Raw genomic sequence first — 13,217 nt, 5'->3', positions numbered from 1 at the left:
AATTGGAGGGAATCGACCATGGCCAAATGGCTGAAAACATCGGAGTGCGTGAAGTTTGAAGTGGCGCAACGCGTTGCGCGCATCACGCTGAGTCGTCCGGACAAGCGCAACGCCATCAACAATCCGCTTCTGCAGGAACTCAAGGCGGCGTTGCTCGAAGCCGACGACCTCAAATCGGTGAACGTGATCGTACTGTCGGGAGCTGGCCGCGACTTCTGCGCAGGCTACGATCTGGTGACGACGTATTCGGATCGGGCCGCGGACGCCGCTGATCCGGGTGACTATCGTGGAACGATTCGCAGCTTCGACGACGACTGCTGGTCGATGGAGCGGCAGTCGGAGACGGTCAATCTGATGGCCGATATCCACAAGCCGATCATCGCGCAGGTGCATGGCAACTGTCTTGCGGGCGGCACGGATCTCGCGCTGGCGTGCGACATGGTGATCGCCGCCGACAACGCAAGGATCGGCTTTCCCGCCACGCGCGCGAACGGCTCGCCGCCTGCGCATATGTGGTTCTATCACGTCGGCCCGCAGTGGGCGAAGCGTCTGCTGCTGTCTGGCGACTCGCTGACGGGCCGCGATGCCGCGAAGATCGGGCTCGTGATGGATGCGGTGCCGGCAGAGCAGCTCGAAGCGGAGGTGGGCGAGTTGGCACGCCGTCTGTCGTTTGTCGATGCCGATCTGCTTGCGGCTAACAAGCGCATTGTCAACATCGGGCTGGAGCTGGCCGGTTCGCGCACGCTTCAGCGGCTCGCGGTGGAAAACGACTCACGGGCTCACCAGAGCCTGGGGCCGCGCCGCGCGCAGTTCAAGGCGGACATGGAAGCGGTTGGCCTGAAGGAAGCGCTCAAGCGCCGCGACGAGCCGTTCGGCGACGGGATGATCCGCCTGCATGCTCGCGGCAGTTGACCAGACCGTCGAACGGACGAACCAAACTCAGACGAAGAGCCGAACATCATGGATGTTGAACTCACTTTGAACGGCGCGGTTGCGACGCTGTGTCTGAACCGCCCCGAGAAGCTCAACGCGCTGACGCCGGAAATGCTTGATTTGATTCTCGGCCACCTCGATCGCGTCGAAAAGGATCCGGAGATTCGCGCGGTGATTCTCACTGGCGCAGGCCGCGCATTTTGCGCCGGTGCCGACATCAAGGGCAGCGGCGCCGCGCCACCGCAGATGAGTGTGGCGCACGCGCGCGCATCGATGGCGGTGTATCAGAAGATCGCGCTTCGGTTGTACAACCTGAACAAGCCAGTGGTCGCGGCGGTACGAGGCGTTGCCGTGGGAATTGCCTGGAGCTTTGCGTTGTGCGCGGACCAGCTGATCGTTTCCGATACGGCGCAGTTCATTCCCGCCTTCCTGATGCGCGCCACCTTACCCGAAGGCGGCATGGTGTATCTGCTTGCGCGTCATTGCGGCGAGTTTCGCGCCAAGGAAATCATGTATCTGAATCGCCGGCTGAGCGGCAAGGAAGCACTCGATATGGGTCTTGCCAGCCATCTCGTCGAGGACGGCGAGCTTGACGCGGCCGCCGAAAAGCTGGCTGGCGAGCTGGCGGCTGGCCCGACTTTCTCGCTCGGGCTGACCAAGCAGTTGTTCAGGTTGAACCCCGGTGGCATGGAAGAGTTTCTTGCGCAGGAACTGAACGCGGTGGCGCTCGCGGTGAACTCCGAGGACGCCGCGGAGGGCCGGCTCGCCGCGAGAGAAAAACGCGCCCCGGCTTTCAGAGGCCGCTAGGCGGAGCACCCGCACAAGCGCGGCGCAGTGGCGCGACAGAGCAGACAACGAGGGCGCAAGAGATTCAGGAGTCAGGCATGCATTTGGGCTATAGCGAGGAAGACGAATCATTTCGTCGGGAAGTCAGAACGTTTTTCAGTGAGCATGCGCCGGCCGACATTTCACGCCGCTGGCGTGTCGGCGTACATCCGCCTGCGCGCGATGACATCCGCAGATGGCAGCGCATTCTGTACGAGCGCGGCTGGGGTGCGCCCCATTGGCCCGTCGAACATGGCGGCACCGGCTGGAGCGCGCTTCGCAAGCATATCTTCATGGAAGAGCTGTACAACGCCGATGCCATGGACTATGGGTGGCAGTCGACGCAGATGGTGGCGCCCGTCATCATCGCGTTCGGCTCGGACTGGCAGAGGGAGCGTTTTCTCGGGCCTATTCTGCGTGGCGACGAGTTCTGGTGCCAGGGCTTTTCGGAGCCGAACGCGGGCTCGGATCTGGCTGGACTGAAGACCACGGCCGTGCTCGACGGTGACGAGTACGTGATCAACGGCCAGAAGATCTGGACCAGCGACGCAACGATTGCCGATTGGGGCTTCTTCCTCGTCAAGACCGATACGAGCGTCAAGCCGCAACGAGGCATTTCCTTCCTGCTGGTCAACATGGACACGCCGGGCATCACGGTGCGTCCGATCGTTTCGATCGAGGGCGGCAAGGGCCTGAATGAAGTGTTCCTCGAAAACGTGCGCGTGCCGAAGTCGCATCTCGTGGGCGAGGCCGGCATGGGATGGACCTATGCGAAGTACCTCCTCGAGAAGGAGCGCACGGCGAGCGCGTTCCTGTACTTCAACAAACGCGAGCTGCAACGCGCGAAAGACATCGCGGGGCAGGAGCGGGAGGACGGCGTGCGGCTCATCGATACACCCGGGTTCGCGCGCAAGGTCGCGGAGGTCGAAGCGGACCTGATGGCGCTCGAATGGTCGGTGCTCCGCATCCTTGCGGAAGAGAAGAGCGAGCGCAATCTCGATGCGGTCGTCTCTGCGCTGAAGATCAGCGGGTCGGAGATGCAACAGCGCGTGACGCAGCTGCAAATGGACGCACTCGGTCCCCGCGCGATGCGTTTCGACGACCACGGCGAGCCGCAGGGTGATCTGGCGGTCGACGAAAACTGGCCGGATTACATGGGCGGCCGCACGTCGGGCTATCTGATCGCTCGCGCCTCCACGATCTATGGCGGCGCGCGCGAAGTGCAGAAGAACATCATTGCCAAGCTGGCTTTTGGACTGTAGCCATGGACTTCAACTTCTCCGAAGAACAATCGATGCTGAAGGACGGCGCAGAGCGCTACGTTCAGCAGGAGTATGGATTCGAGGCGCGCACGCGCATCGCGGCGGAGCAAGAGGGCTTCAGCCGCGAACATTGGCGCGCCTATGCCGAACTTGGCTGGCTCGGGCTGACGATGCCGGAAGACGTCGGCGGTCTCGGGTGCTCGTTCGTCGAAACGGCGATCGTGATGGAGGCGCTCGGCCGCGGTATGGCGCTCGAGCCGGTCGTGCAGACGGCGCTGCTTTGCGCCACGATCGTCGAACGAGGCGATGCGCCGCGCCGGCGTGAGACGCTGCTGCCCGCCGTCATCGACGGCACGCTGCTGCTGTCGCTCGCGGACAGCGAAGCGGGCAGCCGGTACAGGCTGGGATGCCACGCGCAAACGCACGCGCTCAAGAGCGCCTCGGGTTACCTGATCAGCGGCGCGAAGACACTGGTGATCGCCGGCGCGTCGGCGGACCAGCTGCTCGTGACCGCGCGAGTCGAAGGCGCGTCGCAAGGCGTGGGCGTTTTTCTTGTCGATCGCCGGGCCGCGGGCGTAACGTGCCGGTCGTACCGCTTGCTCGATGGATCGCGTGCCGCGGATATCGACCTGCACAACGTCGAGCTCAGTGAAGATGCATTGATCGTCGGACCTGAACGCTCGCTGCAGGTGCTCACGCAGGCAACGGAACTCGCCAGTCTCGCGAGCGTGGCCGAGAGCCTTGGCATGATGGAAGCCGTGATGGCGATCACCTCGGAGTACATCAAGGGACGCTCGCAGTTCGGCCAGCCGATCGGCAAGTTCCAGGCGTTGCAGCATCGCATGGCTGAGATGTTCGTCGCCACGCAGGAAGCGCGCTCGATGCTGTACTGCGGGATCGCGCACCTGAACGGCCCGGCGGCCGAACGCAGCCGCGTCATCTCGGCGGCCAAAGCCGTTACCGCGCGCGCCAATCGCTTCGTTTGCGCGCAGGGCATCCAGTTGCACGGTGGCATGGGGCTCACCGAGGAATATCCGGTAGGGCACTACTTCCGCAAGATGACGATGATGGAGAAGATGTTCGGCGATATCGACTTTCATCTCGACCGCGTTGCGGCAGGCGGCCGGACACCGATAACGACCTGAGACAGGGAGCAGATCATGCAACGCGTGAAGCAAAAGATTGCCATCGTGACCGGGGCCGCATCCGGTATCGGCGCTGCCTGTGCCGCCAGGCTCGCGCAGGAGGGCGCCTTGCTCGTCGTGGCGGACCTGAATCTCGAAGGCGCGCAGGAACAGGTTCGTCGTATTAACGAAGCGGGGGGGCACGCGGTCCCGGCACAGGTCGATATCGGCGACGAAAGTTCGATCGATGCATTGTTCGATCTGACGCTCAAGACTTGGGGCGGGCTCGATATCCTGCATAACAACGCCGCGGCCACATCGCTTTCCAGTACGGTCGATGCGGCAGTCGAGGCACTCGACGTCGGGGTCTGGGACGACACGATGCGCATCAATCTTCGCGGCACCATGCTGGCCTCGCGGTGCGCGCTGCCGCTGATGCGCGCACGAGGCGGCGGTTCGATTATCAATACCTCTTCCGGTGCCGCTCAGGCGGGCGCGCTGGGGTACAGCGCGTACGGTGTCTGCAAGGCCGGTATTGAGGCGCTGACGCGCTACGTCGCCGCGCAGCACGGCAAGGAGGGGATACGCTGCAACGCGATCGCTCCCGGCCTGATCGTCACGCCGGTGACCCAGGCGTACTACGCGGGGGAGACCGGAGAGATGATGCTGAGCCACCATCTCACGCCTCGCCTCGGGCAGCCCGAAGACATTGCACACGCGGTGGTGTATCTCGCTTCGGATGAGGCGGCGTTCGTCACGGGCCAGGTGTTCAACGTCGATGGCGGACTTCTTTCACACCAGCCTTACTATGCCGACGAAATCCGCGCGCGCCCGGCCGCGATGGCCAACGCTACGAAGGGGAAGGCATGACGACGGATTCAGCGCTGCTCGCGCGTATCGAGCGCATCGAGGCGCAGCTCGCCATCCAGCAGTTGCCCGTCCGATACGCGCTCGCGGTCGATTCGCGCGATCTGGACAGCCTGGTGCAACTGTTCGCCGAAGACGTCGATTGCGGCCGATGGGGCGTAGGGCGCGCGGCATTGAAGACGTTCTACGGGTCCGAGCATATTCTGCGCGGCTTTTATCGCAGCATTCACCAGATATGCGGCCACGTCGTCGATTTCATCGATGCCGACCATGCGACGGGAAGCGTCTATTGTCGCGCGGAGCACGAGGACAACGGAGCGTGGGTGGTGATGGCGATCTGCTACTTCGATCACTACGTGCGGCGCGACGGGCAGTGGTGCTTCGAGCGTCGCGACGAACAGCATTGGTATTCGACGGACTGGCTCGCTCGCCCCGGTGCGCCACGCTTGCAGAACTGGCCCGGCAAGTATGAAGGCGATCGGTATCAGCCGCGTCTTCCGCAAGGATTTCCGACGTGGGCGGCGTTCTGGAGCAACAGCGAACAACACGCGATTGACGCGTTGACGAAAGCGCCGTAAGCGCGGTCTCGTCTTCGGCTCCTGGCCCGCCACGTAGCCATTCGTGGGACTGGCGAGGAATGCAAGGAGTGAGGTCCGCGCAAACTTCCGCATCGTGGAGATCGATGTCGAGCGGCAGGCCTCCGTGCTCCTCGCGCTTACGCCGTCAGATCGGGCAGACGCACCACCAGCCCGTCCAGTTCCGGCGTCATGAAGATCTGGCATGTCAGACGGCTGTTTTCGCGCACGTCCATCGCGCAGGTGAGCATGTCGACTTCATAGGATTCCGCCGCTGGCATGTGGCTGCTCCAGGTGTCGTCGACATACGCGTGACAGGTTGCGCAGCTGCAGCTGCCGCCGCAATCGCCGAGAATGCCTGGGATCTGATTGTTCACCGCTGTTTGCATGACTGAATCGCCAACGTTGGCGCTTACGGCGGCCTCGCTGCCGTCCGGCTGGATGAATCGAATGAGCGGCATGGCTTGTGAACCTCCGAAAAATGAATTGGACTAGGGAAGCAGACTTTTCAACGGGATCGATTCGTTGGCGAGATCGGCGGCGCGGACCGGAATTTTCTCGGCAACGAAACGCTTGGCCAGCACGAATTCGGGTACACGGCTGACCGTATCGGCCGCGAGCATGACGCCGTCCTTGAGATAAAACGCCGAGAAAGAGCGGGCTTTGGGATCGCCGCGCAGGACAAACTCGTCGTAGCCGAGGGACAAGCCGACCATCTTGAGCTTCAGATCGTATTGGTCGGACCAGAACCACGGCACGCTGTTGTAGACACGCTCCTTGCCGCACAACGACGCAGCGGCGGTGCGGGCCTGCTCCAGCGCGTTGGGGACCGATTCGAGACGCAGGCGGCGTCCAAGGGAAGGGTTGGGGTGGTTGGTGCAATCCCCGACCGCAAAAATGTCCGGGTCGGACGTGCGCGTGTGTTCGTCGACCATGATGCCGTTGTCGACAGCAAGGCCGGCCGCTTGCGCGAGTTCGGTGGCGGGCTCCAGTCCCACGCCGACGATGACGAGATCCGCGGCGACGCGCGTGCCGTCCGCGCAGCACACGGCGGCAACGGCGTCGCCGGATGCGTCGAGTTCGAACCCACTCACGATCGCGTTGGTACGGATGTCGACTCCGGCTTCGCGGTGAACTTCCTCGTAGAACCTGGAAAGCTCGGGAGCCGTGACGCGCGCGAGGACGCGCGGCAACGCTTCGAGCACGGTGACGCGCAAGCCGCGCTTCACGGCTACCGCAGCCACTTCCAGCCCGATATATCCACCGCCGATGATCACGAGGCGCGAGCCGGCATGAAACTGGTTTCGAATGCGCGCGACGTGATCGAGTGTGCGAAGGTAGTGAAAATTCTGCAGCTTCTCGGTCGCTTCGATACCCGGCAACGCGAGGCGCCGCGCGCGGCCGCCGGTGGCCAGAACCAGTTTCGTATAGCTGATTTCGCTGCCGCTGGACAGCGTGACCCGTTTCGCGTCACGGTCGATGCGCTGCGCGCGCGTGTTCGGGATGAACTCGACACGCGCTTTGTCGTACGTCGACAGCGGTTTCAGGTACAACTGCTCGGCGGTCGATTCGCCCGACAGGAATGCCTTGGAGAGCGGCGGCCGTTGGTAGGGCAAATGCGGTTCTTCTCCCACCATCACGATGCGTCCCGTCCATCCCTGTTCGCGGATCGCGGTCGCGCATTCTCCTGCTGCGTGACCCGCCCCGACGATCAGCGCGATGTTCTCTGCGTCTCCAGCTGTCATGAGGCTAACTCCGTCTCGCACGGCCGCAGGCTCGCTGCGGCCACAGTAAGTCTGAATAATGTTCTAAATTGTGAACGACGGTCGCTGCGACTGTCAATGCTCATGAACCCCGTTGGGCCGAGGCGGAGCTGACCATCGCCTCGATGCCGCCAACCGCGAAACGAATCAAATAGGTGCGCATGCGCTCGATATGTGCTGTCGTGAGTGCCTTGGCTCCGGAGCGCGCTTCCTGCGCGTAAAGCTCGTTGAGCACGAGATGAAACACGGACTCGACGAAATGCTGCACCAGTTCGACGGTCTCCCGCGTGACGCGGGGAAGTGCCTTGGCGAAGGCGTCATGGTAGCGCGCGGCCGCAGGCGCGTATTGGTCATAAAACGGCGCCGTGAGATCGGGGCGCTCCAGAAGACAGCCAATCTGGGTTAGCAGGCGCAAGTAATTTCGCCACCCCGGATCGCCGCTCTTCAGATGCGCGAAGGCCGGTGCGGAAAGTGCGGTCACGATTGCTTCCACGTCGGGGCGCTTGCCTTGCAGCGGTGCCAGTTCGGCCTCGAGCGATTCGATCACCTGCCGGCTGATCACCGCTGCGCGACGGCCGATCGCCTGCTGAAACAGCGCGTCTTTGCTGCCGAAGTGGTACCGCGCGAGGCTCAGCTCCATGCCACAGCTCTGCATGATGTCGCGAATCGACGTGCCGAAGTAGCCGTGCATCGCGAACAGCCGCTCGGCCGTATCGAGAATGCGCTCTGGCGTCGTGCTGCGCGCCGTGGCACGCGGCTCATTGTTGGCAGTCGCCCGTCTGCTGGCGGCATGCGTGGTGCTGGACGGCATGGTTTCCCTTTGATGGCGGGCGCGAGCCAGAAAGCGCGCAACGTCCCCATCCGCGAATGATAAATCGATCTTGCACACTTGTGCAAAATAGAACATAGTTCAACTATCGGAACCTCGCGCAAAAGCAGAGGTACCTGCAAACCAACGATTAACGGAGACGGGAACCATGGCCGGCGCGCTGCGACTTGAGGACTTCGACGATCCTGAGTTCAACCCCTTTTTCGAGGATTCACTCGCTTACGGTGCCGATGCGGACCCTTATCCACGCATTGCGGAACTGCGGGAAAAGGCTGCGGTTCAGGAAGGCGACTACCGTGTGCTGATGGGCGGCGCGGCGGACCTGACCATGTCCGATGTCGCGCACTATTCCGTATTCGGATACGACGAAGTCTCGAAGGTGCTTGGCGACCCGGCAACGTTTTCAAACAAGTCTTACGAGCGCAATCTCGGCATCAGCTTCGGGCGCAGTATCTCGACGATGGATGCGCCCGAGCACCCGCGCTACCGCCGCATCTTCCAGAAGGCCTTTTTGCCGCACACCGTCGCGGCATGGGGCGATACGCTGGTCGACCCGGTGGTGAGCGAGCTGATGTCGAAGTTCATGGATCGCGGACATGCGGATCTCGTCAACGAGTTCACGCTTCACTACCCGTTCAACATCATCTATCGGCAACTGGCATTGCCGCCGGAAGACGTAAAGATCTTTCACAAGCTCGCCATCGCACAGACGCTGGTTTCGATCGATGTCGAGCATGGCGTGGAGGCATCGACGAAGCTGGGCACCTATTTCGCGCGGCTGGTCGACGAGCGCCGCAGTAATCCCGGCGACGATCTGGTGAGCTCGCTGGCCACCGCGGAGGTGGACGGCGAGCGGCTACCGGACGAGGTCGTCATTTCGTTTCTTCGCCAACTGGTGAATGCGGGCGGCGACACGACCTATCGCGCGACCAGCGTACTGTTGCTTGCGTTGCTGCGCGATCCGGCACAGCTCGAAGCGGTGCGCCAGGATCGCACGCTGGTCGCGGCGGCGATCGAAGAGGCTCTGCGCTGGGACGGCCCCGTGCTGATGCAGTCGCGTATGGCGACGCGTGATGTCACGCTCGGCGGTGTCGAGATTCCTGCCGGCGCATTTCTCGACGTGGTGGCGGGCAGCGCCAATCGCGACCCCAGCCGTTTCGCCGATCCGGACAGGTTCGACATCTATCGCAAGGCGGGTCACCGGCACTTTGCATTCGCCTATGGCCCGCACGTGTGCATCGGCCAGCACCTTGCGCGCGTGGAAATGACGCGCGCGCTCAACGCGATTCTCGATCGCCTGCCCAAACTTCGGCTCGATCCGGCCGCGCCAGCTCCACCGATCAACGGGATCATGATGCGCGTTCCGCATTCGATTCCCGTCATCTTCGGCTAACAGGAACAACGCCGGCCTCGCGTGCAATGGAATGGGGCTGGCCGACAAGGCACGGACGGTGGAGAACGCATAGATGACCGAGTTTGACTTTATCGTGATTGGCGCGGGTGCGGCGGGTTGCGTGCTAGCCAATCGTCTTTCGGAGAGCGGGCACCATACCGTGCTACTCATCGAGGCAGGTCCGGAAGATCGCAATCCGTTGATCCGGATGCCAAAAGGCTTTGGCAAGCTGCTGGGCGACCCGGCTCATGCCTGGTTCATTCCGGTGCAGCCCGATCACGGCAACGGGCATCGCAACGAAATCTGGCTTCGCGGCAAGATGCTCGGCGGTTCCAGCAGCATCAACGGCATGGTGTATATGCGAGGTCATCCCGAGGACTACGACGGATGGGCCGAACTGGGTGTCGAGGGCTGGAGCTGGCAGAACCTGGCGCCTTGCTTCCGGCGCATCGAAGATCACGCGCTCGGCGCCGATGAGCTGCGTGGAGAGGGCGGCCCGCTGAAAGTGTCACCGTACGCGCAGCGCAATCGAATCGGCGAGGCCGTACTCGAAGCGTGCCGGTCGCTCGGCGTGCGGCGCGTGGAAGATATCAACAGGCTCGATCATGAGGGCGTGGCCTATCTGATCTATACGATACGCAACGGTCGTCGGCAAAGCTCGGCCGAAGCCTTCCTGAAGCCTGCGAGGGCGCGCAAGAACCTCACAGTCGCTACCGGCACGCAAGCCGCGCGAATCGTGTTCGACGGCACGCGCGCCGTCGGCGTGCAGTGCGAAAGCGCGGGGCAGCAGATCGCTTACCGTGCGCGTCGCGAGGTGGTGCTCTCGGCGGGCGCGATCGAGTCGCCGCGGCTTTTGCAGTTGTCGGGCGTTGGCGATCCCGGCCATCTGCAGTCGCTTGGCATTCCTGTCGTGGCGGCGAGTCCGGGGGTCGGACGGAACCTGCGCGAGCACTATCTATATATGCTGCAGGCCCGCCTGCGGCACTGGCGCGATTCGCAGAACCGGCAGTTCAGCGGCATGCGCTTATGGCGCAACGCGATGCAGTATCTGCTGTTCCGCCGTGGCGTGATGTCGCTCGGCTCGTACCAGGTGGGCGGCTTCGTCAAGACCGCGGCGGATGCGATGCGTCCCGATGTTCAACTGATGATGGCGCCGTACTCGATGGATTTCGGCGCGGCCGGTTACGCGTTCGAGTCGTTCCCAGGCATGCAGCTCTTCAGCTACCCGCTGCGCCCGCGCAGCGAAGGGCACGTCAGGATCCAGTCCGCGGACCCCCGCGTGCCGCCCGAAGTCGTCGCGAACTACCTTGCCGATCCGTACGACCGGCAGATGGCTGTCAACGCATTCCGGTTCATGCGCAGCGTGCTGGCCGCCGAGCCGCTTGCCAGCCTGCTGGCAGGGGAGACGCGCCCAGGCCCCGCCGTCCAGACCGATGACGAGATTCTCGACCTCTACCGGCGTGAAGGCCAATCCGGCTATCACGCTTGCGGTACCTGCAAAATGGGATCGGACACGCTTGCCGTGCTCGATTCGCGGCTGCGCGTGCGCGGTGTCGAACGCCTGCGCGTGATGGATCTCTCCATAACACCCACGATGATCTCCGGCAACACGAATGGCCCCATGATGGCGATGGCATGGCGCGCCGCCGGCCTGATCCTGGAGGACGCGCGATGAGCCGCCTTGAAGACTACAGCGGGCGCTTTACGAACATCGACTTCGAGCGACGCGACGGTGTTTTGCAAGTGCGCCTGCATACCGATGGCGGCCCGCTCAAGTGGGGCGCGCTCGATCGCAGCATTCACAGCCAGCTAGGCGAGGCGTTCTACCAGATCGCACGCGACCTCGATAATCGCGTAGTCATCCTGACCGGCACCGGCGATTCGTTCTGCGACGCGATGAATGACGCCGAGTTGCCGGCGGAGCCGCTTGCGCAAGGCTGGCCGCGCCTGCAGCGCGAGGGGCAGGACCTGCTGATGCAACTGCTGGACATTCCGGTTCCGGTGATCGGCGCGATCAACGGGCCGGCACTCATTCATGCCGAGTTGCTCGTGCTGTCGGATATCGTGCTGGCCTCCAGTCGCGCCGAAATCTCGGACCAGGCGCACTTCGTTCACGGCGTCGTGCCGGCGGACGGCGTGCAGATCGTCTGGCCGATGCTGATTGGCCACAACCGCGCCCGCTACTTTCTTCTCAGCGGCGAGCGCATCACGGCGCAGCGCGCGTGGGAGCTCGGCGTCGTCGGCGAAGTCGTCGCGCACGACACCTTGCTCGAACGTGCGTGGCAAATGGCGCACGAACTCGCAGCGAAGCCGATCGAAACGCTGCGATACACGCGCGCGGTCTTCACGCAGCCGTTCAAGCGCCGCATGGTCGACGAACTGGGCTACGGGCTCGCGCTCGAAGGGCTCGCCGGTATTGCCGCGCAGTCCGGCAAGACGTAGTCGGTCAACGCGAATGTTCACGAATGGGAGACACGATATGACCTTGGTAGTGCAAGCATCAACGGAGCGCAACGCGATCGTTCAGCAGGCGCTCGACCACGCCACGCGGGAAGGCGGTGAGGTCGGCGTGCAGGTGGCGGCCTATCTGAACGGCAAGCTCATGATCGACGCATGGAGCGGCGTGGCCGATCCGTCCACCGGCCGTCCGGTCGACGGCGAAACGCTGTTCAATGTGTATTCGGTGACGAAGGCGGTTGCAGCAACCGCGTTGCATATCCTGGCCGACCGCGGGCTCATCGAATACGACGCGCCGGTGACACGCTACTGGCCAGAGTACGGTGCCCACGGCAAGCAGAAAACGACGGTGCGCGATGTGCTGACTCATCGCGCGTGTGTGCCGCAAATGCCCGAAGGCGTCACGCCGGAGCTGATGTGTGACTGGCAGTGGATGACCAGCGCCATCGCCAACCTTGAGCCGCTTGCGGAGCCGGGGACGAAGACGCTGTACCTCTCGATGACGTTCGGCTGGATCGTTGGCGAACTGGTGCGACGCGCCGATCCGAAGAAGCGCTCGCTGGGCCGTTTTGTCCGGGAGGAGATTGCGATGCCACTCGGCATCGACGATCTGTGGATCGGCATTCCCGACGAAGTCGAGCCGCGCATCGCACGTCTCACCGATGCAATGGTGCCGGTTCCCGCGGAATACCTGCCGCCGCTGTTCCTGCGCTCGATGCCGCCACAGGTCGCATTGGCGCCGCAAGTGTTCGAGCGTCCGGACGTGCGGCGCGCGGAAGTGGCGGGCGTTGGCGGGATCTTCAACGCGCGCAGTGAGGCGCGCTTCTGGGCAATGCTGGCATGCGGCGGCGAGTTGGACGGCGTGAGGATCCTCTCGAAGGAGCTCGTCGCCACGCTGAACACGCCACGCGCCAATAGCGAGGAGCCCGACCCGGTGATGTTCGGCTTTCCGATTCCAATCACGATCGGTGGCTTCTGGTTCGGCGGCAACCATCCGCCGGTGACGGCGGCACGCTCGCCGCGCGCTTTGTGCCATCCGGGGCAGGGCAATTCGATCGGCTGGGCGGACCCGGATACCGGGCTCGCCGTCGCGATCTGCCACAACAAGCTGTTCAACCCGGCCACGCCGGAAGAAGATCCGCTGCTTCCGATCGCTGCGGCGATTCGCGACGCACTGGATCTGAAGTGA

General features: G+C 63.4%; 13 protein-coding genes. 10 read left to right on the top strand and 3 right to left on the bottom strand.

The features are described 5' to 3' along the window. The first annotated feature begins 18 nt into the window (after positions 1-18). The 6 genes from HWY30_RS08920 to HWY30_RS08895 all read left to right on the top strand — a co-directional run bounded on the left by HWY30_RS08920 (position 19) and on the right by HWY30_RS08895 (position 5,589). Positions 19-912 (top strand): crotonase/enoyl-CoA hydratase family protein, encoded by an 894-nt coding sequence (locus HWY30_RS08920; RefSeq protein ID WP_090808822.1) that lies wholly within the window; start codon positions 19-21, stop codon positions 910-912. A 48-nt stretch (positions 913-960) separates the two neighbouring features. Then, entirely contained in the window at positions 961-1,740 is a 780-nt protein-coding gene (locus HWY30_RS08915; protein WP_090808825.1) for an enoyl-CoA hydratase/isomerase family protein, read from the top strand. A 77-nt stretch (positions 1,741-1,817) separates the two neighbouring features. Next, a complete protein-coding gene (locus HWY30_RS08910) occupies positions 1,818-3,020 on the top strand; it encodes an acyl-CoA dehydrogenase family protein (RefSeq protein ID WP_090808827.1) in 1,203 nt (400 codons plus the stop codon). A gap of 2 nt (positions 3,021-3,022) precedes the next feature. Then, positions 3,023-4,165: an acyl-CoA dehydrogenase family protein gene (locus tag HWY30_RS08905; protein WP_090808828.1), complete on the top strand. Its 1,143-nt coding sequence runs from the start codon at positions 3,023-3,025 to the stop codon at positions 4,163-4,165. Between the two features lie 15 nt (positions 4,166-4,180). Next, a complete protein-coding gene (locus HWY30_RS08900; protein WP_090808830.1) occupies positions 4,181-5,014 on the top strand; it encodes an SDR family oxidoreductase in 834 nt (277 codons plus the stop codon). Further along, the gene (locus HWY30_RS08895; RefSeq protein ID WP_090808832.1) at positions 5,011-5,589 is read left to right on the top strand and encodes a nuclear transport factor 2 family protein; all 579 of its coding nucleotides are present in this window, start codon (positions 5,011-5,013) and stop codon (positions 5,587-5,589) included. The genes HWY30_RS08900 and HWY30_RS08895 overlap by 4 nt, the downstream gene beginning before the upstream one ends. Before the next feature lie 137 nt (positions 5,590-5,726). Here the strand turns inward: HWY30_RS08895 and HWY30_RS08890 are convergent, their stop codons facing one another. From HWY30_RS08890 to HWY30_RS08880, 3 genes are all read right to left on the bottom strand, one after another. Beyond that, positions 5,727-6,047 (bottom strand): 2Fe-2S iron-sulfur cluster-binding protein, encoded by a 321-nt coding sequence (locus tag HWY30_RS08890; protein ID WP_090808834.1) that lies wholly within the window; start codon positions 6,045-6,047, stop codon positions 5,727-5,729. 30 nt (positions 6,048-6,077) lie between these two features. Beyond that, positions 6,078-7,331 carry an NAD(P)/FAD-dependent oxidoreductase gene (locus HWY30_RS08885; RefSeq protein WP_090808835.1) on the bottom strand — a complete coding sequence of 418 codons (1,254 nt, stop codon included), beginning with the start codon at positions 7,329-7,331 and terminating at the stop codon, positions 6,078-6,080. A gap of 100 nt (positions 7,332-7,431) precedes the next feature. Continuing rightward, entirely contained in the window at positions 7,432-8,160 is a 729-nt protein-coding gene (locus HWY30_RS08880; protein ID WP_090810380.1) for a TetR/AcrR family transcriptional regulator, read from the bottom strand. A gap of 166 nt (positions 8,161-8,326) precedes the next feature. Here HWY30_RS08880 and HWY30_RS08875 point away from each other — a divergent pair, with 166 nt between their 5' ends. The 4 genes from HWY30_RS08875 to HWY30_RS08860 all read left to right on the top strand — a co-directional run bounded on the left by HWY30_RS08875 (position 8,327) and on the right by HWY30_RS08860 (position 13,217). After that, complete coding sequence (locus HWY30_RS08875; RefSeq protein WP_090808837.1) at positions 8,327-9,571, top strand: cytochrome P450; 1,245 nt, start codon at positions 8,327-8,329, stop codon at positions 9,569-9,571. A 73-nt stretch (positions 9,572-9,644) separates the two neighbouring features. Beyond that, on the top strand, positions 9,645-11,246 hold the full coding sequence (locus tag HWY30_RS08870; RefSeq protein WP_090808839.1) for a GMC family oxidoreductase: 1,602 nt from the start codon (positions 9,645-9,647) through the stop codon (positions 11,244-11,246). Next, positions 11,243-12,013 carry an enoyl-CoA hydratase/isomerase family protein gene (locus HWY30_RS08865; RefSeq protein WP_090808842.1) on the top strand — a complete coding sequence of 257 codons (771 nt, stop codon included), beginning with the start codon at positions 11,243-11,245 and terminating at the stop codon, positions 12,011-12,013. The genes HWY30_RS08870 and HWY30_RS08865 overlap by 4 nt, the downstream gene beginning before the upstream one ends. A gap of 37 nt (positions 12,014-12,050) precedes the next feature. Then, positions 12,051-13,217: a serine hydrolase domain-containing protein gene (locus HWY30_RS08860; RefSeq protein WP_090808844.1), complete on the top strand. Its 1,167-nt coding sequence runs from the start codon at positions 12,051-12,053 to the stop codon at positions 13,215-13,217.

This window comes from Paraburkholderia tuberum STM678 (genome assembly GCF_902833905.1).
Taxonomy (GTDB): domain Bacteria; phylum Pseudomonadota; class Gammaproteobacteria; order Burkholderiales; family Burkholderiaceae; genus Paraburkholderia; species Paraburkholderia tuberum.
Note: the sequence above shows the minus strand (reverse complement) of the source record. Positions and strands in the feature narration are given on the sequence as shown.